This window comes from Pseudomonas japonica (assembly GCF_013522925.1).
Taxonomy (GTDB): Bacteria; Pseudomonadota; Gammaproteobacteria; order Pseudomonadales; family Pseudomonadaceae; genus Aquipseudomonas; species Aquipseudomonas japonica_A.
Genome location: NZ_JAAMQU010000005.1, coordinates 359,968 through 381,542, shown reverse-complemented (window position 1 = coordinate 381,542; position 21,575 = coordinate 359,968). Strand labels below are relative to the sequence as shown.

Below are 21,575 nucleotides of genomic sequence, written 5' to 3'. Positions count from 1 at the left end.
ATCATGCGCACAGATTCCATTCGATACCTGATCGTACCCGGTTGGCAAGGCTCCCCTCCTGGCCACTGGCAACAGCATTGGCATGCCAGCCTTCCCAACAGCCACTGGCTGGAGCAGGAAGACTGGATGAACCCGCGCCGGGAAGACTGGATCGCCTCGCTGGACCACGCCATTGCTCAAAGCAGCAAGCCTACAGTCATCATTGCCCACAGCTTGGGTTGCATTACGGTGGCCCATTGGGCGGAACACGCACCGGTTCATTTGTTGCGGCGTGTTCAAGGCGCATTGCTGGTAGCGCCCGCCGACGTGGAAAGGGCGAACCGGCCGGCGGCATTGGCCGATTTCGCCCCGGTTCCACGCAGCCCCTTACCCTTTCCCAGCCAGGTCGTGGGGTCTGACAACGACCCGGCCGCGACAGTGGCGCGGGCGCTGGAGATGGCCCGCGACTGGGGCGCCGAGGCCGGCATTCTCACAGGCGCTGGCCATATCAATGTGAAGTCCGGGCACCGTCGCTGGGAGCAGGGTTTCGCGTACCTTTATCGCCTGCAAGGCCGGGCACAGAGAAACGGGCTTCGTCGCGCCTGATGCAGCCATCGCCATAACGGCGGGGCGGGAGTAGAACATGAGTTTGAGTGGTACCGCCGGGCAACCCTTGCTGACCTTTCCGGACGCCGACCGAAGCCCCTTGAGCATCCGCGCCAAGGCGCTGGTATTCGTCGACCCTCGTTCGCAAGCGTTGCGCGAGCGCATGGACGTATTGGCCCCCAGCGCGCTGCCGGTGCTGATACACGGTGAAACCGGCACCGGGAAAGAGTTGCTTGCCCGCCATTTGCACAAAGCCAGCGACCGGCCAGGGCTGTTCGTTTCAGTCAATTGTGGTGCCCTTAGCCCCACCTATGCCCAGGCCGAGCTGTTCGGCCACACGCCAGGGGCCTGGTCGGGGTCGGCAGCCAGCCGGGCCGGCTGGTTCGGCTCCGCCAACGGTGGCACGCTGTACCTGGACGAAATCGCCGACCTCCCATTGCCGATCCAGGCAGCCTTGTTAGAGGCACTGGAAAACCACGAAGTGGTGCGGCTCGGTGCTTCACAGCCCACCCCGGTGGATGTACGGCTGGTGGCCGCATCCAGTATCGACCTCAGCCGTGCGGTTGCGGCCGGCAAGTTCAATGAGCGGCTATGGCGGTATCTGGACGAGGGCAGGGTGGAGTTGCCGGCCCTGCGAGAGCGGCCTGGCGACATCCTTTCCCTGGCCGAATACTTTCTCGGCGTGTACAGCCAACGGCTGAGCCTGCCCGTACCCACGTTCAGCGAAGCTGCGGCGCGGGTGCTGATTTCCCATGCCTGGCCCGGCAACACCCGCGAACTGGAGAACGTCGTTCACTTCGCATTGCTGGTAAGCGAGGGCACAGACATTTTGCCAGAGCACCTCAATCAGGCAGGCGTAGGCAATCACCTCACCGCGCTGGAGCGGCAGTTGGCGCTGTGCTTGAGCGGCTTGGGGCCGAACGACCGAGATGCAGCCCTCTCGGTGATCCACCGCTATACCCACGCACTTGAAAAAAATTCATAAGCAGCTAGAAAAAAGGTATTTCATTGGCATAAGGGAATTGAGTATTGTCCCCGCCATGCCAGACTGCTGGCACTTTGATAAAACAAGGATCTTCCATGAAAAAGGCTCTGCTGTTCTCGGCGTTCACCGCTGCGCTGTCCCTTGCCGGTTTTACCCACGCGGGCGAAAAGCTTGTGGTCGCGGCCACTCCGATCCCTCACGCCGAGATCCTCGAGCTGGTCAAGCCTACCCTGGCCAAGGAAGGCGTAGATCTGGAAATCAAGGTATTCACCGACTACGTGCAGCCTAACGTGCAGGTTGATCAGAAGCGCCTGGACGCGAACTACTTCCAGACCCTGCCCTACCTGAAAAACTTCAACGAAGGTAAAGGCACGCACCTGGAAACCGTGATCGGTGTTCACGTCGAGCCCTTCGGCGGTTACTCCAAGAAAGTCAAAAGCCTGGCTGACCTGAAAGACGGCGCAACCGTGGCCATCCCCAACGAGGGCAGCAACAGCGGCCGCGCCCTGCTGTTGCTGCAAAAGGCCGGGTTGATCACCCTGAAGGACCCGACCAACGCCCTGGCCACGCCTAAAGACATCGCCACCAATACCAAGAACCTCAAGTTCAAGGAACTGGAATCGGCCATGCTGCCACGCGTGCTCAATGAAGTTGACCTGGACATGATCAATACCAACTACGCTCTGGAAGCAGGCCTGAACCCCGCCAAGGATGCGCTGGTGATCGAAGGCAGCGACTCGCCTTACGTGAACTACCTGGTTGCCCGCCCGGACAACAAGAACAGCGACGCCATCCAGAAGCTCGCCAAGGCCCTGACTTCCCCCGAAGTGAAAGCCTTCATCGAGAAAAAATACAACGGCGCAGTACTGCCAGCGTTTTGAGCCTGACCTGAAACAACGCCTGGCTGATGACTGATCAGTCAGGCGCTCCCGCCTGTTCATTCCCCTCCCGGCACTACGTTTTTTTCCCTCCGCGGCACTCTAGCCGTAATGAACCACTCACAATCGGTTACAGTCGCATCACGAGATTCAGCGTGCAAAAGGAGTGTGCATGACGCGTGTGTGGGGTAGAGGAGCGGCCTGGGTGGTCATCGCGATGCTGTGGGGCTGTGGCGAAAAGCCGGCCTCGCAGCCCGAGCGGCCACGGGTCAACGTGCAGACTGTACAGGCCGTTGATTTCGCCCCCAAGGTCGAGGTGACCGGGGATGTCCAGGCCCGCGTCCAGACACAGCTTTCGTTTCGGGTGGGCGGCAAGGTTATCCAGCGTATGGTGGATGTAGGCGATCGGGTCACTCCGAGGCAAGTGCTCGCCCGGCTGGACCCTAAAGACCTGCAAACCAGCGTGGACTCCGCCGCTGCCGCCGTAGCGGCCGAACAGGCTCGCGTTACCCAAGCCAGTCTGGCCTTCGAGCGCCAGGCCAAGCTGCTCCCCAAGGGCTATACCAGCCGCAGTGAATACGATTCTGCCCAGGCTTCGCTGAAAAGCAGCCAGAGTGCCCTCGCTGCCGCCCGTGCCGAGCTGGCGAACGCGCGTGAGCAGCTGGGCTACACCGACCTGGTAGCAGACGCCGCCGGCGTGATTACCGCGCGCCAGGCAGAAGTGGGCCAGGTCGTCCAGGCCACCCAACCCATGTTCAGCCTAGCGCGAGACGGCGAGCGCGACGCAGTGTTCAACGTGTATGAGGCCCTGTTCATCAAACCTACCGGTGAGGCGCCCATCACGGTACGGCTGCTGGAAGATCCCAGTGTGACCGTGCAAGGCAAGGTCCGCGAAGTCACGCCTACGGTGTCGGCGCAAACGGGCACGCTTCAGGTCAAGGTCGCCCTGGAAACCCTGCCGACCAGGATGCACCTGGGCTCGGTGGTCAGTGGTTCTCTGACCGCGCCTTCAAAGCCTGCGATCGAACTGCCTTGGGCAGCGCTGACCAAAGACATGCACGACCCAGCCGTGTGGCTGATCAAGGACAACAAGGTCAGCCTTCACAAGGTGACGGTGGGCCGCTACCTCACCGCCAAAGTGGTGATTACCGATGGCTTGTCCGCCGGGGACCGTGTGGTGATTGCAGGTGGGCAATTGCTGCACCCGGACATGGAGGTCGAAGTGGCCCAGGAGGCTGCGCAATGAAGCTGTGGCATGCGCTGCCGCTGTTACTGCTTGCGGGCTGCGGCGAGGATGCTCCGCCTCCCGAACCTGTCCGCCCGGTGCTGTCCGCGCCGGTGGTGGCTGTGAATCAGCAGGAGCTGGGGCGCTTCGCCGGTAACATCGAGCCCCGTTATGAAAGCACTCTGGGCTTTCGGGTGAGCGGGCGCATCGCGCGCCGGCTGGTCGATGTGGGCAACGAAGTGAAGGCCGGCGACCTGCTTGCGGTGCTGGACCCGACCGATCAGCAGAACCAGTTGCGTTCCCGCGAGGGCGACCTCAGCCGTGTCGAGGCGCAGTGGATCAATGCTCAGGCGAACAGCCGCCGACAACAGGAACTGTACGATCGAGGCGTGGGCTCCGCGGCGCTGCTGGACCGCGCCACGGCCGACCTGAAAACCTCTCGCGCCTCGCTGGAACAAGCCAAGGCCGCGGTAAGCCAGGCCAGGGACCAGGTGGGCTACAGCGAATTGCGCGCCGACCACGATGCGGTGGTCACCGCGCTCAGCGCCGAAGCGGGTCAGGTGGTAGCGGCGGGCCAGGAAGTAGTGACCCTCGCGCGGCCCGACGTGAAGGAAGCGGTGATCGACCTGCCCGCCACGTTGGTTGAGGAACTGCCCCGCGACGTGGACTTCTACGTGCAAGCGCAACTGGACCCGACCGTGGCCAGCCACGCCACCCTGCGCGAAATAGAACCCCAGGCCAACAGCACCACCCGCACTCGCCAGGTTCGGTTGAGCCTCGCACAAACCCCACCGGGCTTGCGGCTGGGCACCGCCATCAGTGTGACCCTGACCCACAAGGTAGCGCCGCGTGGCGAAGTGCCGCTTCGCGCATTGCAGGAAGCCGACGGCCACACCCGCGTATGGGTGATCGACGACCAGGCCCATACCGTGGCCCCCCGCACAGTGAATGTGCTGGAACGCAAGGCTGATACCGCGATCATCGACGCCAGCGTGCGACCTGGTGAGAAGGTCGCCATTGCCGGGCTCAATAGCCTCAAGCCGGGGCAACAGATCAAGACAGACCAAGGAAAGGCCCAATGAGCGGCAGCAAGTTCAACCTCTCGGACTGGGCGCTGCGGCATCAGTCGTTCGTGTGGTACCTGATGTTCGTTGCCCTGCTCATGGGCGTGTTTTCCTACATGAAACTGGGTCGCGAGGAAGATCCGGCGTTCACCATCAAAACCATGGTGATCCAGAGCCGCTGGCCCGGCGCGACCCAAGATGAAACCCTCAAGCAGGTCACGGACCGCATCGAGAAAAAGCTCGAAGAGCTCGACTCACTGGATTACACCAAAAGCTACACGCGGCCGGGTGAATCCACGGTGTTCGTGTACCTGCGCGACACTACCAAGGCAGGCGCCATTCCGCACATCTGGTACGAAGTGCGCAAGAAGATCGACGACATCCGCGGGGACTTTCCCCAAGGCTTGCAAGGACCGGCCTTCAACGACGAGTTCGGCGACGTGTTCGGCTCCATCTACGCGTTTACCGCCGATGGCTTGAGCATGCGCCAGCTGCGCGACTACGTAGAGCAGGTGCGCGCGGGCATCCGCCAGGTGCCCAACCTGGGCAAGGTGGAAATGATCGGCGAGCAGGACGAAGTGATCTACTTGAACTTCTCCACGCGCAAGCTGGCGGCCCTGGGGCTGGACCAGCGTGAAGTCGTACAGGCGCTGCAGGCACAGAACGCCGTCACGCCAGCGGGTGTGATCGAGGCGGGGCCGGAGCGGATCTCGGTGCGCACCAGTGGCCAGTTCCATTCCGAAGCGGACCTGCGCGAGCTGAACCTGCGCGTGAATGACCGTTTCTACCGGCTGGCGGACGTGGCGGAAATCACCCGGGGCTACGCCGAGCCTCCTGCGCCGCTGTTTCGCTTCAATGGCCAGCCAGCCATTGGTTTGGCCGTGGCGATGCGCGACGGCGGGAATATCCAGGAATTTGGCGAAAACCTTCACGGCCGTATGAGTGAACTCACCGCTGAGCTGCCGGTTGGCGTGGGCGTCCACACGGTTTCTGATCAGGCTGCCGTCGTAGAGAAAGCCGTTGGCGGCTTCACCAGTGCGTTGTTCGAGGCCGTGGTGATTGTGATGCTGGTGAGCTTCGTCAGCCTGGGCATCCGCGCCGGGCTGGTGGTGGCATGCTCGATTCCGTTGGTGCTGGCCATGGTGTTCGTGTTCATGGAGTACAGCGGCATCACCATGCAGCGGATTTCCCTCGGTGCACTGATCATTGCCCTGGGCCTGCTGGTAGACGATGCCATGATCACGGTAGAGATGATGGTCACCCGGCTTGAGCTGGGGGACAGCCGCGAGAAAGCCGCCACCTTTGCCTACACCTCCACGGCCTTCCCCATGCTGACTGGCACGCTGGTGACGGTGGCCGGTTTCACGCCTATCGGGCTGAACGCCAGCTCCGCGGGCGAATACACCTTCACTTTGTTCGCAGTGATCGCGATTGCCATGCTGGTGTCGTGGGTGGTGGCGGTGTTCTTTGCACCCGTGATCGGCGTGCATATCCTCAGCGAGAAAGTCGCCAAGAAGCATTCCGACGAGCCCGGGCGCGTGGGCCGAGCGTTCAACAATGCGCTGGTGGGCTGCATGCGCCACCGCTGGCTGACCATCATCGGTACCCTGCTGCTGTTCGCGCTGTCGCTGTTCTGCATGCGTTTCGTGCAGAACCAGTTCTTCCCGTCCTCGGACAGGCCCGAGCTGCTAGTGGACCTTAACTTGCCGCAGAACGCTTCGATTCACGAAACCGCCAAGGCCGTGGACAAGCTGGAAGGCTTGATCAAGGACGACCCGGACATTCTGCGCTGGAGCACCTACATCGGCGAAGGCGCGATCCGCTTTTACCTGCCGCTGGACCAGCAACTGCAAAACCCCTATTACGCTCAGCTGGTAATCGTCAGCAAAGGCCTGGAACAGCGCGAAGCACTGGCCCAGCGTTTGCGAGAAAAACTGCGCACGGACTTCGTGGGCATCGGCACCTATGTGCAACCCCTTGAGATGGGCCCGCCGGTAGGGCGGCCGTTGCAATACCGTGTAAGCGGCCGTGACCTGGATGAGGTGCGCCGGCACGCTATCGACCTGGCCACGCTGCTCGATAAAAACCCACACGTGGGTGATATGATTTTCGACTGGAACGAGCCGGGCAAGGTGCTGCGCATCGACATCGCCCAGGACCGCGCACGGCAGCTAGGGTTGTCTTCCGAGGACGTGGCCAAGCTGATGAACACCATCGTCACGGGCACCACCATTACCCAAGTGAACGACGACATTTACCTGGTGGATGTGATCGGGCGGGCCGAGGACGCCGAGCGGAACTCACCCGAAACCCTGCAGAACCTCCAGATCGTTACGCCCAGCGGCGTGTCCATCCCCTTGCTGTCGTTCGCCACCGTACGCTACGAGCTGGAGCAGCCACTGGTGTGGCGCCGAGATCGCCTTCCCACCGTAACGCTCAAGGCAGCGGTACGTGACGGCATTCAGCCTACCGACCTGGTCACCCAGCTCAAGCCCGACATCGACCGCTTCTCGGCCGACCTGCCCACAGGCTACAAGGTCACCACCGGCGGCACCGTCGAGGAAAGCGGCAAGGCCCAGGGCCCGATCGCCCAGGTTGTGCCGTTGATGCTGTTCCTGATGGCGACCTTCCTGATGATCCAGCTGCACAGCGTGCAGAAGATGTTCCTGGTGGCTAGCGTCGCGCCCTTGGGGCTGATTGGCGTAGTGGTCGCGCTGGTACCGACCGGCACGCCGCTGGGTTTCGTGGCGATCCTGGGTGTGCTGGCGCTGATCGGGATCATCATCCGCAACTCGGTGATCCTGGTGACCCAGATCGACATCTTCGAGCGCGATGGCTACAAGCCGTGGGATGCGGTAGTGGAAGCGACCCAGCACCGGCGCAGGCCGATCCTGCTCACGGCGGCCGCGGCAAGCCTGGGCATGATCCCCATCGCCCGGGAAGTGTTCTGGGGGCCCATGGCCTACGCCATGATCGGCGGCATCATCAGCGCCACGCTGCTCACGCTGCTGTTCCTGCCGGCGCTCTATGTGGCCTGGTATCGGGTGAAGGAGTAGGTGTGATACGTGCGCTGAACTGAACCCCTTAGGGTATTAACGCGAACCTTGTGGGAGCTGAGCGGAACCGAAGGCGTAGCTCGCGAATAAGTGCGATAACGGCGTATCACTGATGTGAAGCCTGTCGCAAGCAAGCTTGGCTGCTACAAACAGGCTCCGGCAGGCTGGATATCAGCGCTTGTTCAGCCGCTGCGCCAGCCTGTCGCCACCCAACTGGATCACCGCCACCAACGCCACCAGCAGCACGATCACGGTGAGCATTACCTGGGTGTCGAAGCGCTGATACCCATACCGGTAGGCGATATCCCCCAGGCCACCGGCACCGACCGCGCCGGCCATGGCTGAACTGTTGATCATGGTGACCAAGGTAATCGTGAAGCCCCCGACAATGCCGGGCCGGGCTTCGGGCAGCAGTACGTGCCAGATGATGTGCCAGCGGCGGCAGCCCATGGCCTGGGCGGCTTCGATCAGGCCGTGGTCCACCTCACGCAAGCTTACTTCGGCGATACGGGCGAAGAACGGCGTAGCGGCGAGTGTGAGCGGTACCACTGCGGCCCATACCCCATAAGTAGTGCCGACGATCCACCGGGTGAAGGGGATCAGCGCCACCATCAGGATCAAAAACGGAATGGACCGGAACAGGTTCACGAAGCCACCCAGCAAGCGGTTCACCACGGGCGCTTCGAAGATGCCGCCGCGGTCACTGGTCACCAGAATCACCGCCATGGGAATGCCCACCAGCAGTGCAATCAGGGAGCTCAGCCCTACCATCAACAAGGTATCCAGCGCACCTTGCAGCAAGCGATCAATCCACATAACCCAGTACCTCTACCTGTTCGGCCCACTGGCCGGCGCGCTCGATCAACTGAGCAGGTTCCAGCGGCGACTGGGCCACCGAAATCACCAGCTGGCCCAGCGTGTGCCCTTGGATTTGCCCGATGCCGCCGTGCAGCAGCCGTACATGCCCGCCCAAGGCACGGAACAGCCCGGACAAGTCCGGCTCGGTCGCACTGGCGCCGGTGAAGCGTAACGCCAGCACCAGCGACGCGCCGGGGTGCTGAACGGGTTGCAGGCGACCTGCGAGCGCGGCGGGCAGGCCATGTTGTAGCGGGGCGAGCAAGGTACGGCTTACCTCATGGCGTGGATTACCGAATACCTGCCACACCGGCCCTTGCTCTACCACCTCGCCCTGTTCGAGCACTACCACGCGATCACAGATATCCCGGATGACCGCCATCTCATGGGTGATCAACACGATGGTGAGGCCAAGGCGCTGGTTGATATCGCGCAGCAGGTGCAGGATGGAGGCGGTGGTTTCGGGGTCCAGCGCGGAAGTCGCTTCGTCGCACAGCAATACGGCGGGGTCATGCACGAGCGCGCGGGCAATACCCACGCGCTGCTTCTGGCCGCCGGACAACTGCGCGGGGTAAACATGGTGCTTGCCCTCCAGCCCCACCAGGGCCAGCAGCTCGGCGACCTTGCGCTCCCGTATCGCCCGAGACACGCCAGCGACCTTCAGGGGCAGCTCCACGTTCTGCGCCACTGTTTTTGCCGACATCAGGTTGAAGTGCTGGAAGATCATACCAATGCCGCGGCGCGCTTCTACCAGTTGATCTTCGTTCAAAGTCCTCAGGTTGATCTGGTCCAGGATCACGTCGCCGGCCGTCGGCGACTCCAGGCGATTCAATGTACGCAACAGGGACGATTTGCCAGCGCCACTTCGCCCGATAATGCCGAAGACCTCGCCCCGCTGAATCTCCAGGTTGATATCCCGGAGCGCTTGCACGGGCCCGAGCGGGCCTTGATACACCTTGCTCACGCCCTGAAGGCGGATCTGCGGTGCGGCCCGAGCAGGGTCGGGTGCTTGGCTGGTTTCGGCCAGGCACGTGTTATCGATCAAGCGTAGCGAAGGGGCACTCATGGCTTACCCCTTCCAGCCGACCTGGTACAGCGTGCCCAGAGACTTGTCCAACGCCGCCTTCACCACTGGCGAGTGCTGGTAGATATCAATGAATCTGGCCAGCCGGGGGTCGTCTTTCTTCTGGGGCTGAATCACAAACTGAATCACGTATTCCGGATGGTCCAGGCCGTCGAAGAGCAGCGCGGACTCGGGGTCGAACGTCTTGGCCAGGCGAATATAGGCCGGGTAGCCCTGCACCAGATCGGCGTCGTCATACGCCCTTACCAGCTGCACCGCCTCCACCTGAAGGATTTTCAGCTGCTTGGGGTTGCTGACGATATCGTCTTCGGTGGCCTTGTAGCCCACACCTGGCTTGAGCCCGATAAGCCCGGCCTTGGCCAGCAGCTGAAGGCCCCGACCGCTGTTGATCGGGTCGTTCGCAATTGCAACCGATGCGCCCTGTGGCAAGTCGTTGAAGCTTTTGAAACGCTTGGAGTACAGGCCCACGTTGTTGATGATGCCGGGCGCGTAAGGCACCAGGTCGAACCCTGCCGCCTGCTTCGCATTTTCCAGGAAGGGGATGTGCTGGAAGTAGTTCACGTCGATGTCGCCAGCGGCCAGGCTCACGTTGGGCGCGATCCAGTCGGTGTACTCCACCAGCTCCACCTTGAGCCCTTGCTTCTCTGCCTCCGCCACAGCGGCTTCGAGGGGAATGGCAAAGGCGGCGGTGGTGCCTACCTTCAAAGGCGCATCGGCGGCATGAGCGGCGCCGGCAATCAGGCCGGCACTGAATAGCAGTACCCGTAGCGGGGTAAACAGGGAAGCGCGAACCATACCGTCCTCACGAAATAGATACCGCACAAAGGCGGAGTGCATGTGGTGGTCCGGTGGTCCGGTGGTTATACCCTAAAGGAGCTTGAAGACGATTTGAAATAACCGTTTGTGCTTGGATTAGAAGCGGAATGTCAGCGCTTTACCCCAGAAACTTCCCCAAAAACTGCCGGGTGCGCTCATGCTGAGGCGAGGCAAACAACGCCTTGGGATCGCCCTGTTCAACGATCCGGCCCTTGTCGAAGAAAACCACCCGGTTGGCCACGTCGCGTGCAAAGCTCATTTCGTGGGTCACGATCACCATGGTGCGTTTTTCTTCGGCAAGCCCGCGAATGGTTGCCAACACTTCGCCAACCAGTTCCGGGTCCAGCGCCGAGGTGGGCTCGTCAAACAGAATCACCTGCGGCTCCATCGCCAATGCCCTGGCAATGGCGACGCGCTGCTGCTGGCCCCCGGAAAGCCTGCGCGGATAAGCGTCTTCCTTGCCCGCCAGCCCTACCTTGGCCAGCAGTGAACGACCCAGGGCCTGGGCTTGGTCCAGAGGCATCTTTTTAACCACCACAGGCCCTTCGATCACGTTTTCCAACGCGGTGCGGTGGGGGAAGAGGTTGAAGTTCTGGAACACGAACCCTACCTGCTGGCGCAGTTGCCGAACCGCCGCCTGCTGCCGGGCGATAGGCTGGTCGGCATCGATGTGCACTGCGCCAACCTGTATCTGGCCGGCGCTGGGTGTTTCCAGCAGGTTAAGGCAGCGCAGGAAGGTGGTTTTCCCCGAGCCACTGGGCCCGATGATCGCCACCACTTCCCCTTCGTTCACCTTCAGGTCCACATCGTCCAGCACGGTGGTGTCGTCGAATCGCTTTGTCAGGTGTTCCACCACAATCATTGCTTAACGCTCCAGGTCGTGGCGGTTGGCACGCTGTTCCAGGCGGTTCTGGAAGTGCGCGAGGATGCTGGCCAGCACCCAGTAGATCAACGCGGCCGTAAGGTACATGGCGAAAATTTCAAAGGTACGCGCCGTTACCAGCTGCGCCTGGCGGAACAGCTCCGGCACCTGGATGGTAGCGGCCAGGGCCGTGTCCTTTACCAGCGAGATAAAGCTGTTGCCCAGCGGTGGCAGGGCCGTGCGAGCGGCCTGGGGCAGGATGGTGCGGCGCAGGGTTTGCGCACGGGTCATGCCGATACTGGCAGCCGCTTCCCATTGGCCACGGTCGATGGAACTGATGGCCGAACGCAGGATTTCACACGCATAGGCAGCCATGTTCAACGAGAAGCCGATCAAGGCCGCCGTGAGCGGGCTCAGTTCCAGCCCTATGGAAGGCAGGCCGTAATAAATCAGGAACAGCTGCACCAGCAGCGGCGTGCCCCGAAAGAACGACACATACACCCGCGACACCGCGCGCAGTGCCACCAGCCGGGACAGGCGCATCAGTGCCAGCGCAAAGCCGAGCAGCAGGCCGAAGAACATGCCGCCCAGGCTGAGAATCACGGTAAACCAGGCGCCCTGGAGCAGGAAGGGTAGTGACTCCAGGGCAACGCGCAAACTTTCCTGATTCATTGCGTTACATCAGCGCCGAACCACTTCTGCGACAGCTGGGCAAGGGTGCCGTCCTTGCGCAGTTTGGCCAACGCATCGTCCACCGCCTTGAGCAGCTCGGGCTCACCCTTGCGCAGGGCAATGCCGGCTTCCTGCCGTGAGAAGGCATCGCCAGCCACGGCCAGGCGGTCACCGGTTTTTTTCACGGTATCCAGCGCGGCCAGGCGGTCCACCAGAATCGCGTCGATGCGTTTGTTCATCAGGTCCTGGAACTTGGTTGGGTCGTCTTCGTATGTGCGCACGTCCGCCTGCGGTACGTTCTGCTTGAGCCACTGCTCGTAGTTGGTGCCCAAGCCTACGCCCACCTTCTTGCCGGCCAGGTCCGCCGCTTTGCTGATCGAGCTTGCGTCTGCCTTACGGGTCAGGGCCTGAATGCCGGACACGGTGTAGGGGACCGAGAAGTCGTATTTTTTCTTGCGCTCATCGGAGATGGTCACCTGGTTGATCACCACATCCAGCCGCTTGGATTCCAGGGCGGCGAGGATACCGTCCCATTTGGTGGGCTGAACGTCTGCCTTTACGCCCAGTTCCTTGGCCAGTGCCTGCGCCAGTTCCACTTCGAAGCCAGTCAATTTGCCGCTTTCGTCCACAAAGCTGAACGGCGGATAGGTGCCTTCGAGGCCTACCTTGATCGCACCGTGGTCCTTGATTTGCTGGAGTTGCTCGCCAGCCTGGGCCTGAGCCCCGAAGGCGGTGGCAAACACCAGGGCAGTGAGGGCGAACTGGCGACGCAGTGCGTTCAAGCGCATGGAAATATCCTTTTTGTAAGAGGAGGGGTCAGGCTGACCAGGCATCGGTGTAGGCAAAAAGCGCGGGAGCGCCGCCGGTGTGCAGGAACAAGATCGGGCCGTCGTCGAAGCGCTGGCGGCCTACGCCATCAAGCAGGCCTGCCATGGCCTTGGCGGTGTACACGGGATCGAGCAGGATGCCTTCCTGGCCCGCCAGCAGCTTGATCGCGGCCAGCCCGCCCGCGTTCGGCTCGCCGTAGCGAGGGCCATAGTATTCGTCCCAGAGGTGAACCTTGAAGTCCGCTGGCAGCGGCACACCCAGCAGCTCGGCGGTGGCCTCGACCAATTGGCGGACCTTGGGCCGCTGCTGGTCTTCATCGCGCGAAACCGTCACACCAATCACCGGCAAATGCGGGAGCTGTTCACTCAGGGCCAGGGCAAGGCCGGCATGGGTCCCGGCACTGCCACTGGCCAGCACCACGGCGGAAAATTCAACACCGCTGGCGGTGATCTGCTCGGCAAGCTCAAGCCCGGCGCGCACGTAACCGAGCGTGCCCACTGGGCTGGAGCCGCCGATGGGCACGATATAGGGCTGCTTGCCAGCGGTACGCAGGCGCGCCGCCAATGCTTCGAGCGAAGCCTGAGCATTATCGAGGTTATCCACAAGCTCGACCCGGGCGTCGAACAGGTCCAGCAGCAGGCGGTTGCCGTTATGCAGGTAATCGGCCTGGGTGGTGCCGGTGGGGTTTTCCAGCAGGGCGAAGCAGGCCAGCCCCAGGCGGGCAGCGAGGGCGGCGGTTTGCCGAACATGGTTGCTCTGGATCGCCCCGGCGGTTACCAGGGTATCGGCGCCCTGCGCGAGGGCGTCGGCCGCGAGATACTCCAGCTTGCGCAGCTTGTTGCCGCCCAACGCCAGTGGCGTAAGGTCGTCGCGCTTGATGTAGACGTCACGGCCCAGCCAGGTGGAAAGCCGGTTGAGCTTTTCCAGCGGCGTAGCGGCAGGCATCAGGTCCAGGCGGGCGAAACGGGAAAGCTGCTCGGTGATCATGAAGTATCCGATAAGTGGACGAACCGCGACTATAGGCATGGCACCACGCCCAGGCAATACGTTCTCGACCCCACTTTAGCGAGGTTGTTACATATTCCTGACCGCAGGGTAGCGTGCAAAAACGGTTATTTTTTGATACGTCGGATTTCCCGTACAGTAGGCGCCGGAGCGGCGCATACCCGAGCCGTATGCACCGCCCTTAACCGCAGGAGAAGCGACCGTGAGCGAAAATGGGCAAGGGTGGGGCCAGAACGGCGGCCACTGGCAACTGAAAAGCATTGTCGGTGAGCTGCGTGCCGCGCGTGAGCAATGGCGCCGGCAGAACGGCCGCAGCTGCGGTTCCACCGGCGGGCGCGAGCTGCCTTCGCGGGAAGCCATGGCAACCATTCTCGAGCTGCTGTGCGGCGCACTGTTCCCGATGCGCCTGGGGCCGGTGGACCTGCGCGAAGAAAGTGAAGACTTCTACGTGGGGCACACGCTGGATGCCGCACTCAATGGGCTGCTGACCCAGGCGCGCCTGGAGCTTCGCTATGCCGGGCGCCATGGCCCGTGCAATACCGAGGCACTGGACGCCACCGCTTTGCGCCTCACGCAGGGCTTTGCCGCCGCCTTGCCAGGCATTCGGCAACTGCTCGATACCGACGTACTGGCCGCCTACCAGGGCGACCCTGCGGCGCGCAGCGTGGATGAAGTGTTGCTGTGCTACCCCGGCGTGCTGGCAGTCATTCACCACCGCCTGGCCCACCACCTGTATCAGGCAGGGCTGCCACTGCTTGCCCGTATCGCTTCGGAGCTGGCGCATTCCACCACAGGCATTGATATCCACCCTGGCGCCCAGATCGGGCCAAGCTTCTTCATCGACCATGGCACGGGCGTGGTGATCGGCGAAACCGCGATCATCGGCGAGCGGGTGCGCATTTATCAGGCGGTGACATTGGGTGCCAAACGTTTCCCGGCCGCGGAAGACGGCACCCTGCAGAAGGGCTTGCCGCGCCACCCCATCGTGGAAGACGACGTGGTCATCTATGCCGGGGCCACCATCCTGGGGCGGATCACCATCGGCAAAGGCTCGACTATCGGGGGCAATGTGTGGCTCACCCGTAGCGTGCCGCCAGGCAGCAACCTCACGCAGGCCAGCCTGCAGCAGGATGAAGGCAGTACGCGCTGAATCGGGTATCGCCACGGGCACCGGTCGGCCGTGGCGGTTTGGCCTCAACGGATAAACATGTTTAAATTGAACGCTCGTTCAACTTAAACATGTTCGCATGCTGCGTTCATCCGGAGGCCCGACCTGTCCGTGAGCAGTCTTTCCGCACCTGTTCGTATGAACCCGCCAGTATTCGCTTTTGCCGCGGGTGCCATCCTTCTCTTCGCTGCCGTTGTGCTGGCCTTCCCTGCCCAGGCCGGGGCCTGGTTGCTCGCCGCGCAGAGCTGGGCCGCCAATACCGTTGGCTGGTATTACCTGCTGGCCATGACCCTCTACCTGGTGTTCGTGGTGGTCACTGCCTTGTCGGGGTACGGGCGGATCAAGCTGGGCGCTGACCACGACGAGCCAGAATTCAGCTATTTGTCCTGGGCCGGCATGCTGTTCGCCGCCGGTATCAGCATCACGCTGTTCTTCTTTTGCGTATCCGAGCCCCTTACCCACTTTTCCCAGCCACCTGTGGGCGAAGGGGGTACCGCAGCCGCCGGGCGCCAGGCCATGCAGCTACTGTTCCTGCACTGGGGCCTGCATGGCTGGGGCGGGTTTGCGTTCGTGGGCATGGCGCTGGGGTATTTCGCCTATCGACACAACCTGCCGCTTGCACTGCGCTCTGCGTTGTATCCGTTGATTGGCAAGCGCATCAATGGCCCGATCGGCTATGCGGTGGATGGTTTCGGCATCATCGCGACGGTGTTCGGCCTGGGCGCGGACATGGGCTTTGGGGTACTGCACCTCAATGCCGGGCTGGATCAGCTGTTTGGGGTGCCCCATAGCCAATGGGTACAGCTGGGGTTGATTGCGCTGATGATGGGTGCGGCGATCCTGGTAGCCGTGTCGGGCGTGGACAAGGGTGTGCGCCTGATGTCCGACCTGAACATGCTGCTCGCCTGCGGCCTGTTGCTGTTCGTGCTCTTCGCCGGGCCTACCCAGCACTTGCTGAACACCCTGGTGCAGAACATTGGCGACTACCTGTCGGTACTGCCTGCCAAAAGCTTTGACCTCTATGCCTACGGTGACGCCGGCGGCTGGCTGGGCGACTGGACGGTCTTCTACTGGGCGTGGTGGATTGCGTGGGCCCCGTTCGTAGGCCTGTTCATCGCGCGTATTTCCCGTGGCCGAACCATCCGCGAGTTCGTATTCGGGGTGCTGTTCATCCCGCTGGGCTTCACCTTGGCGTGGATGTCCATCTTCGCCAACAGTGCGCTGGACCTTCAACTGCACGGCGTACTGGACCTGGCAGGTTCAGCGGTCGCCGACCCCTCCCGCACCCTTTACCTGATGTTGCAGCAATACCCCTGGAGCCGCACGGTTATCGGGGTAACGGTATTCGTAAGCTTCGTGTTCTTCGTCACTTCGGCGGATTCAGGCACCGTGGTGCTGTCCACCCTGTCGGCCAAGGGCGGTAGCCCGGATGAAGACGGGCCCAAGTGGCTGCGGGTGTTCTGGGGCAGTGCCACGGCGCTGGTGACGGGTGGCCTGCTGTTCGCTGGCAGCATCGATTCGCTGAAGTCGGCGGTGGTACTGACGTCGCTGCCGTTTTCGTTGATCCTCCTGCTGATGATGTGGGGCCTGCACAAGGCGTTCTACATGGAGTCCCAGCGGCAGATCGCTCAACTTTACTCGCTGGCCCCCACCACATTGGCCGGGCGTGCCCGCGGCCGTGGCGGCTGGCGCCAGCGCCTGAGCCAGGCGGTGCACTTCCCGTCGCGCGACGAGGTATACCGTTTCATGGAAGGTTCGGTGCGCCCCGCCATGCAGGACGTTTGCGCCGAGTTTGTAGGCAAGGGCCTTAATGCACGGGTGGAAGAAGACACGGGCCATGGGGCCGAAAGCCTGATCGTGACCCACGGCGAGGAGCGCCCGTTCGTGTACCAGGTGCGCATGCGCGGGTATTTCACCCCTTCGTTCGCCCGGGGCAGCATGGGCAACCGGGAGCTGAAGAACCGCCGCTATTACCGCGCCGAAGTGCATCTGGCCGAGGGTAGCCAGGATTACGACCTGGTGGGCTACCACAAGGACCAGATCATCACCGACATGCTCGACCAGTATGAGCGGCACATGCAGTTCCTGCACCTGGTGCGGTAAGTGAATGGGCGGCGTTTAAACGATGCCGCCGTTCGCCCGAAGCACTTGCCCGTTGATCCAGCCGCCTTCCGGCCCCACCAGGAAGGCGACCACGCTAACGATGTCGTCGGGCTCGCCCAGGCGTTCCAGAGGCGGGCGCTTGGCCAGGGCCTGTACCTGCTCGTCGCTTTTGCCTTCGAAGAACAGCTCGGTCGCGACCGGCCCTGGCGCCACAGCGTTTACAGTGATCTGGCGGCCGCGCAGTTCCTGGGCGAATACCTTGGTGAAGGATTCCACCGCCGCCTTGCTGGCGATATAGATCGAGTAGTTGGGCAGGTTCATGCCCACGGTGCTGCTGGAGAAATTCACGATACGGCCGCCGTCGTTCATGCGGCGCGCGGCCTCGCGCAGGGTATTGAACGTACCGCGGGTGTTGATGTTGAACGTGTTTTCGTAAAGCTCATCGGTGCTGTCAGCCAACGAAACCATTTTCAGCACGCCAGCGTTGTTCACCAGCACGTCCAGCTTGCCGAGTTGGTTCTCGGTTTCGTCGAACAGGCGTCGCACGTCTTCGCTCTTCGACACGTCTGCTTGAATGGCAACGGCCCGGCCGCCCTCGTCGGTAATCCGCTTTACCAGTGCCTCGGCTTCTGCTGCGCTGCGGGCATAGTTGATAGCGACGGCATAGCCCTCATCCACCAGGCGCAGTGCCAGCGCGGCGCCTATTCCGCGGGACGCCCCGGTGACGAGGGCAACTTTTTGACCAGGCTTGACCATCACACGCTCCTTCGAAAAATAAGAAATCCAGGCAAGCAACCATAGCCCAGCGCGCCCCCACGGTGGATGAAAATCAGTGGCTGCTGCCATTGGCCAGCAATTTGAGCGTTACCGGCGAGGCGTAGAGGCCTTCGGCGTTATGGCCCACCCCCGGCACCTCGGCCTGCGCGTGTGCAACAGAGGCATGCCATTGCTGGCCAAGCAGCCGTTCATAGGCAAGGAAATGCCGTTGGCGGTCCAGGCGCGAGCTGCCTTGCGCTTCGGCTGCGCAGGTTTTGTCCAGCAACCGGTGCCCCGGATCGTTGTCCGCCGCGCCTACCAGATACGTGATGTGCTGCTTCGCGTAGCGCTCGAACAGCGCATGCGCCGCTATGGGCTGGGCTGCCAGATAGCCTGGCACGCCCTCAAGGCCATAGCGGTAATGGTTTACCTCAGGGCAATGAGCGACTGCGGCTTCATCGAAGCCAGCTCCCGAAGGGCGGCGGTCATCGAAGTAGAGGTAGCTCGACGGGCTGGAGATCACGTAGTGCACCTCAACCTCTCGGGAGGAAAGGCGCTGCTCGGCATTCCCGAATACGGCATAACGCTGCAGCAACTGGCCGCCCGCCGAATGGCCGATCAGCAGGATGCGCTTGAGCCGAGGATAGCGTTCACCATTGCCCAACCACGCCAGCAGGTCGTCCAGGGCCTGCACCGGGGTAATACCAGCCTGGCCCTGTACCGACGGGCTGCCTTGCATCCATCGCCGATCCCACAACGGAACGTCGGCAGCGTTCGGGTTATCCCGAGCGGTGAAGAACCCTGGCGCCAATAGCAGCGTTTGGGCATCAGTCCAGTGCTCGGCGGCCAGTATCTGCTGGCCAATATGGAAGTAATCCTGCGGATTGCGCCGAACCCCATGCAGGATAATCACCGCCTGTTCCACCTCGGGTGCCTGCTCGGCCGCCGTCACCGATTGGTTGGCGAACGCGGCCAAGGCATATCCGGGGCTTATCGGCACCACCTGGAGGGCGTCGTCAGCCTTCGCAGGCGCGGTTAAAACGCAGGCCATGCACAGCAGGGCGGCAAGGTAGCGAGGGGGCATTGGCAAACTCCATTGCTGGGCCTTTGCCAAGTACGAAGCACCGGCAAGCCCGTTTCAGTACGGGGCGTCACCCAGGATAGTCGCCCGGTGCATCACCCGACGGGCCGGTCGGTAATCATCCACCGCATAGTGCTGGGTAACCCGGTTATCCCAGAAGGCTACATCATCGGCTTGCCATTGCCAGCGCACGGTGAATTCCGGCCGGGTGGCATGGGCGAACAGCATCGGCAGCAGGGCAGCGCTTTCCTGTTCGGACAGCTCATTGATCCGGGTAGTAAAGCCGTCATTCACGAACAGCGCCCGGCGCCCGCTGACCGGATGCGTACGCATCACCGGGTGGCTTACGGGCGGATGGCGCCGACGGGTGTCCTCCCAGCGCGCGAGATCCTCCGGCGTGCTGCCGAACCGCTCAAGCGGGAAAGATTTGGTGAAGTCATGGGTGGCGGTCAGCCCTTCGAGCAAGCGTTGCATGGGCGCCGACAGCCCTTCCCAGGCAGCGATGCCACTGGCCCAGAGGGTATCGCCACCGTAGGCCGGCACCTGTTTGGCCGCCAGCACCGCGCCCATGGCGGGCGTAGGGAGGAAGGTCACATCGGTGTGCCAGATGGCGTTATCGCGCACGTCTGTGATTGCGGTATCCAGAACCAGCACTTCGGGCTGCTCGGGCACGTTCGGGTAAATCGGATGAGTGTGCAGCTCGCCGAACTCCATTGCCAGGCGCGCTTGCTGCCGAGGGGTAAGGGGCTGGTTGCGGAAGAACAGCACCTGATGGTCAAGCAGGGCGCCTTCGAGCACCTGCTGCTGTGCGGGGCTGATGGGCGAGGCCAGATCGATGCCCTCGACCCGCGCGCCAATGGCCGGGTTGAGGGGGGTTACGGTAAATGTCATTTCAGTTCGCTCGGTTGACCAATACGAAAGTGCGGATCAGTGACTCTGGCCGTGCCATGGCACCAGCTTGCGCTGCAACGCGCGCAGCCCCAGCTCCAGCGCGAAAGCAACCACCGCGATAATCAGGATGCCCAGTACCACCACATCGGTGACCAGAAATTGCGCCGCCGATTGCACCATGAACCCCAGCCCACTGGTGGCGGCAATCAGCTCGGCGGCCACCAGCGTGGACCAGCCCACGCCCAGACCAATGCGAACACCGGTAAGGATGTCCGGCAGGGCGCTGGGCAGTATCACGTGGCGAACCAGTTGTGCCCGGGAGGCGCCCAGCGATTGCGCAGCGCGCAAGCGGGCGGGGTCGACCGTGCGCACCCCGGTGGCGGTGGCTATAGCGATCGGGGCAAAAATGGCGAGGTAAATCAGCAGCACCTTGGAGAATTCGCCAATGCCGCACCAGATCACGATCAAGGGCAAGTAGGCCAACGGCGGTATAGGGCGGTAGAACTCGATCAGCGGATCGAGGATGCCCCTGGCAATACGGTTGCGCCCGATAGCGATGCCCACCGGGATTGCCGTGAGAATGGCCAGGCCCAGCGCGATGCCGATGCGTTGCAGGCTGGCGCCTAGGTGCTGCCAGAGGGTGGAGTCCATGTAGCCCGTGGTTGCCAGCAACCAGCCTTTTTCCGCGACCGACGCGGGGGCGGGCAGGAACAACGGATCAATCAGGCCAAAATGGGTCGAGGCCCACCAGGCCAGCAGCAGGCTAGCTCCGGTCAGCAGGCTGATCGTCCGCGTACCTACGTGCCAGCCCTTGGTGGGGGCAGGGGAGCTAGTGGCTTCAAGGGCCAGGTCGACGCTGCTCATACGGCCTCCTCGATCACGCTGCGCTGAGAGAACACACGGGAAAGCACATGCTCGCGGGTTTCAATGAAGCGGGGGTCGGATTTGATCGCCCGCGCCGGTTCTCCGTTGGCGTACCGGCGGCCGAAATCCAGCGACAGCCGTTCCACGATCCGTCCAGGGTTGGGTGCGAGCAGGATCAGCTCGGTCGCCAGGAATACGGCTTCCTCGATGTCGTGGGTGATCAGGAAAACCGGCTTGGACGTGCGTCGCCATACGTTGAGCAGCAGTTCTTGCATCTGCTCGCGGGTGAATGCGTCGAGCGCACCGAAGGGCTCGTCCATGAGTAATACGCGCGGGTCGGCGGCCAAGGCGCGGGCAAGGCCGACGCGTTGCTTCTGGCCACCAGAGAGCTCCCATACCCGGCGCTCGCGGAAATGGGCAAGGCCGACCAACCCCAGCAGCTCTTGAGCACGGGCCTCGCGCAACGGGCGGCTGGTACCGGCCAGCGCAAGGCCAAAGGCAACGTTCTGTAGCACGTTTTGCCATGGCAGCAATACGTCATCCTGGAACACCACACCGCGGTCCGCGCCCGGCCCAAGCACAGCTTCACCGTCCAGGCGGATGCTTCCCGCGCTAGGGGGCACGAAGCCCGCAATCAGGTTGAGCAACGAGGTTTTGCCGCTGCCGGAAGGGCCGAGCGCCACGGTCAGCTGGTCTGGCCCCAAGCGCAGGGAAATGTCCTGTAATACCGGCAATGAAGCACCGGGGTACTGCGCGCTGACACGATCGAGCTCCAGCTGTGCCATGGGTTCGGCCCT

The 21,575-nt window shown here is 62.6% G+C and carries 20 protein-coding genes; 8 read left to right on the top strand and 12 right to left on the bottom strand.

Annotation, left to right across the window (positions count from 1 at the left end):
• Window positions 1-3 precede the first annotated feature (3 nt).
• From G7016_RS10845 to G7016_RS10820, 6 genes are all read left to right on the top strand, one after another.
• The gene (locus tag G7016_RS10845; protein WP_181113903.1) at window positions 4-585 is read left to right on the top strand and encodes an RBBP9/YdeN family alpha/beta hydrolase; all 582 of its coding nucleotides are present in this window, start codon (window positions 4-6) and stop codon (window positions 583-585) included.
• Between the two features lie 37 nt (window positions 586-622).
• Entirely contained in the window at window positions 623-1,570 is a 948-nt protein-coding gene (locus G7016_RS10840; protein WP_181113900.1) for a sigma 54-interacting transcriptional regulator, read from the top strand.
• Between the two features lie 95 nt (window positions 1,571-1,665).
• A complete protein-coding gene (locus G7016_RS10835) occupies window positions 1,666-2,451 on the top strand; it encodes a MetQ/NlpA family ABC transporter substrate-binding protein (protein ID WP_181113898.1) in 786 nt (261 codons plus the stop codon).
• A gap of 169 nt (window positions 2,452-2,620) precedes the next feature.
• Window positions 2,621-3,694, top strand: coding sequence for an efflux RND transporter periplasmic adaptor subunit (locus tag G7016_RS10830; RefSeq protein ID WP_181113894.1), 1,074 nt, complete (start codon window positions 2,621-2,623; stop codon window positions 3,692-3,694).
• Window positions 3,691-4,755, top strand: a complete 1,065-nt coding sequence (locus tag G7016_RS10825; protein WP_181113892.1) for an efflux RND transporter periplasmic adaptor subunit — start codon at window positions 3,691-3,693, stop codon at window positions 4,753-4,755. The genes G7016_RS10830 and G7016_RS10825 overlap by 4 nt, the downstream gene beginning before the upstream one ends.
• Window positions 4,752-7,793 carry an efflux RND transporter permease subunit gene (locus G7016_RS10820; RefSeq protein WP_181113890.1) on the top strand — a complete coding sequence of 1,014 codons (3,042 nt, stop codon included), beginning with the start codon at window positions 4,752-4,754 and terminating at the stop codon, window positions 7,791-7,793. The genes G7016_RS10825 and G7016_RS10820 overlap by 4 nt, the downstream gene beginning before the upstream one ends.
• 171 nt (window positions 7,794-7,964) lie before the next feature.
• Here G7016_RS10820 and G7016_RS10815 read toward each other — a convergent pair whose 3' ends face one another.
• The 7 genes from G7016_RS10815 to G7016_RS10785 form a co-directional block, all read right to left on the bottom strand.
• Complete coding sequence (locus G7016_RS10815; protein ID WP_181113887.1) at window positions 7,965-8,609, bottom strand: methionine ABC transporter permease; 645 nt, start codon at window positions 8,607-8,609, stop codon at window positions 7,965-7,967.
• Window positions 8,599-9,714 (bottom strand): methionine ABC transporter ATP-binding protein, encoded by a 1,116-nt coding sequence (locus G7016_RS10810; RefSeq protein WP_181113884.1) that lies wholly within the window; start codon window positions 9,712-9,714, stop codon window positions 8,599-8,601. Before G7016_RS10810 ends, G7016_RS10815 begins: the two co-directional genes overlap by 11 nt.
• A gap of 3 nt (window positions 9,715-9,717) precedes the next feature.
• Window positions 9,718-10,527 (bottom strand): MetQ/NlpA family ABC transporter substrate-binding protein, encoded by an 810-nt coding sequence (locus G7016_RS10805; RefSeq protein WP_181113881.1) that lies wholly within the window; start codon window positions 10,525-10,527, stop codon window positions 9,718-9,720.
• A 139-nt stretch (window positions 10,528-10,666) separates the two neighbouring features.
• Complete coding sequence (gene tcyN / locus G7016_RS10800) at window positions 10,667-11,410, bottom strand: L-cystine ABC transporter ATP-binding protein TcyN (RefSeq protein WP_181113878.1); 744 nt, start codon at window positions 11,408-11,410, stop codon at window positions 10,667-10,669.
• A gap of 3 nt (window positions 11,411-11,413) precedes the next feature.
• Entirely contained in the window at window positions 11,414-12,082 is a 669-nt protein-coding gene (tcyL, locus tag G7016_RS10795; protein ID WP_181113876.1) for a cystine ABC transporter permease, read from the bottom strand.
• Window positions 12,079-12,870, bottom strand: a complete 792-nt coding sequence (tcyJ, locus tag G7016_RS10790) for a cystine ABC transporter substrate-binding protein (protein ID WP_181113874.1) — start codon at window positions 12,868-12,870, stop codon at window positions 12,079-12,081. The genes tcyL and tcyJ overlap by 4 nt, the downstream gene beginning before the upstream one ends.
• Window positions 12,871-12,898: 28 nt before the next feature.
• The gene (locus G7016_RS10785; RefSeq protein WP_181113872.1) at window positions 12,899-13,897 is read right to left on the bottom strand and encodes a D-cysteine desulfhydrase; all 999 of its coding nucleotides are present in this window, start codon (window positions 13,895-13,897) and stop codon (window positions 12,899-12,901) included.
• 220 nt (window positions 13,898-14,117) lie between these two features.
• Between G7016_RS10785 and epsC the strand changes: the two genes are divergently transcribed.
• The gene (epsC, locus tag G7016_RS10780) at window positions 14,118-15,065 is read left to right on the top strand and encodes a serine O-acetyltransferase EpsC (protein WP_181113870.1); all 948 of its coding nucleotides are present in this window, start codon (window positions 14,118-14,120) and stop codon (window positions 15,063-15,065) included.
• Between the two features lie 156 nt (window positions 15,066-15,221).
• Window positions 15,222-17,186 (top strand): choline transporter BetT, encoded by a 1,965-nt coding sequence (betT, locus tag G7016_RS10775; RefSeq protein ID WP_181113868.1) that lies wholly within the window; start codon window positions 15,222-15,224, stop codon window positions 17,184-17,186.
• A gap of 15 nt (window positions 17,187-17,201) precedes the next feature.
• On the opposite strand, the gene G7016_RS10770 is transcribed toward betT, so the two are convergent.
• The 5 genes from G7016_RS10770 to tauB all read right to left on the bottom strand — a co-directional run bounded on the left by G7016_RS10770 (window position 17,202) and on the right by tauB (window position 21,563).
• Window positions 17,202-17,942 carry an SDR family oxidoreductase gene (locus tag G7016_RS10770; RefSeq protein WP_181113866.1) on the bottom strand — a complete coding sequence of 247 codons (741 nt, stop codon included), beginning with the start codon at window positions 17,940-17,942 and terminating at the stop codon, window positions 17,202-17,204.
• Window positions 17,943-18,015: 73 nt separating this feature from the next.
• Window positions 18,016-19,026 carry a hypothetical protein gene (locus G7016_RS10765; protein WP_181113864.1) on the bottom strand — a complete coding sequence of 337 codons (1,011 nt, stop codon included), beginning with the start codon at window positions 19,024-19,026 and terminating at the stop codon, window positions 18,016-18,018.
• A gap of 54 nt (window positions 19,027-19,080) precedes the next feature.
• On the bottom strand, window positions 19,081-19,914 hold the full coding sequence (gene tauD, locus G7016_RS10760) for a taurine dioxygenase (RefSeq protein ID WP_181113862.1): 834 nt from the start codon (window positions 19,912-19,914) through the stop codon (window positions 19,081-19,083).
• A gap of 36 nt (window positions 19,915-19,950) precedes the next feature.
• A complete protein-coding gene (gene tauC, locus G7016_RS10755) occupies window positions 19,951-20,778 on the bottom strand; it encodes a taurine ABC transporter permease TauC (RefSeq protein ID WP_181113860.1) in 828 nt (275 codons plus the stop codon).
• Window positions 20,775-21,563, bottom strand: coding sequence for a taurine ABC transporter ATP-binding subunit (gene tauB, locus G7016_RS10750; protein ID WP_181113858.1), 789 nt, complete (start codon window positions 21,561-21,563; stop codon window positions 20,775-20,777). Before tauB ends, tauC begins: the two co-directional genes overlap by 4 nt.
• Between the last annotated feature and the right edge of the window lie 12 nt (window positions 21,564-21,575).

What these genes read in the sequence shown, in the direction of transcription:
- G7016_RS10845 (WP_181113903.1), top strand. Translation starts at nt 4, where the DNA reads ATGCGCACAGATTCCATTCGATACCTGATCGTACCCGGTTGGCAAGGC.
- G7016_RS10840 (WP_181113900.1), top strand. Translation starts at nt 623, where the DNA reads ATGAGTTTGAGTGGTACCGCCGGGCAACCCTTGCTGACCTTTCCGGAC.
- G7016_RS10835 (WP_181113898.1), top strand. Translation starts at nt 1,666, where the DNA reads ATGAAAAAGGCTCTGCTGTTCTCGGCGTTCACCGCTGCGCTGTCCCTT.
- G7016_RS10830 (WP_181113894.1), top strand. Translation starts at nt 2,621, where the DNA reads ATGACGCGTGTGTGGGGTAGAGGAGCGGCCTGGGTGGTCATCGCGATG.
- G7016_RS10825 (WP_181113892.1), top strand. Translation starts at nt 3,691, where the DNA reads ATGAAGCTGTGGCATGCGCTGCCGCTGTTACTGCTTGCGGGCTGCGGC.
- G7016_RS10820 (WP_181113890.1), top strand. Translation starts at nt 4,752, where the DNA reads ATGAGCGGCAGCAAGTTCAACCTCTCGGACTGGGCGCTGCGGCATCAG.
- G7016_RS10815 (WP_181113887.1), bottom strand. Translation starts at nt 8,609, where the DNA reads ATGTGGATTGATCGCTTGCTGCAAGGTGCGCTGGATACCTTGTTGATG.
- G7016_RS10810 (WP_181113884.1), bottom strand. Translation starts at nt 9,714, where the DNA reads ATGAGTGCCCCTTCGCTACGCTTGATCGATAACACGTGCCTGGCCGAA.
- G7016_RS10805 (WP_181113881.1), bottom strand. Translation starts at nt 10,527, where the DNA reads ATGGTTCGCGCTTCCCTGTTTACCCCGCTACGGGTACTGCTATTCAGT.
- tcyN (WP_181113878.1), bottom strand. Translation starts at nt 11,410, where the DNA reads ATGATTGTGGTGGAACACCTGACAAAGCGATTCGACGACACCACCGTG.
- tcyL (WP_181113876.1), bottom strand. Translation starts at nt 12,082, where the DNA reads ATGAATCAGGAAAGTTTGCGCGTTGCCCTGGAGTCACTACCCTTCCTG.
- tcyJ (WP_181113874.1), bottom strand. Translation starts at nt 12,870, where the DNA reads ATGCGCTTGAACGCACTGCGTCGCCAGTTCGCCCTCACTGCCCTGGTG.
- G7016_RS10785 (WP_181113872.1), bottom strand. Translation starts at nt 13,897, where the DNA reads ATGATCACCGAGCAGCTTTCCCGTTTCGCCCGCCTGGACCTGATGCCT.
- betT (WP_181113868.1), top strand. Translation starts at nt 15,222, where the DNA reads ATGAACCCGCCAGTATTCGCTTTTGCCGCGGGTGCCATCCTTCTCTTC.
- G7016_RS10770 (WP_181113866.1), bottom strand. Translation starts at nt 17,942, where the DNA reads ATGGTCAAGCCTGGTCAAAAAGTTGCCCTCGTCACCGGGGCGTCCCGC.
- G7016_RS10765 (WP_181113864.1), bottom strand. Translation starts at nt 19,026, where the DNA reads ATGCCCCCTCGCTACCTTGCCGCCCTGCTGTGCATGGCCTGCGTTTTA.
- tauD (WP_181113862.1), bottom strand. Translation starts at nt 19,914, where the DNA reads ATGACATTTACCGTAACCCCCCTCAACCCGGCCATTGGCGCGCGGGTC.
- tauC (WP_181113860.1), bottom strand. Translation starts at nt 20,778, where the DNA reads ATGAGCAGCGTCGACCTGGCCCTTGAAGCCACTAGCTCCCCTGCCCCC.
- tauB (WP_181113858.1), bottom strand. Translation starts at nt 21,563, where the DNA reads ATGGCACAGCTGGAGCTCGATCGTGTCAGCGCGCAGTACCCCGGTGCT.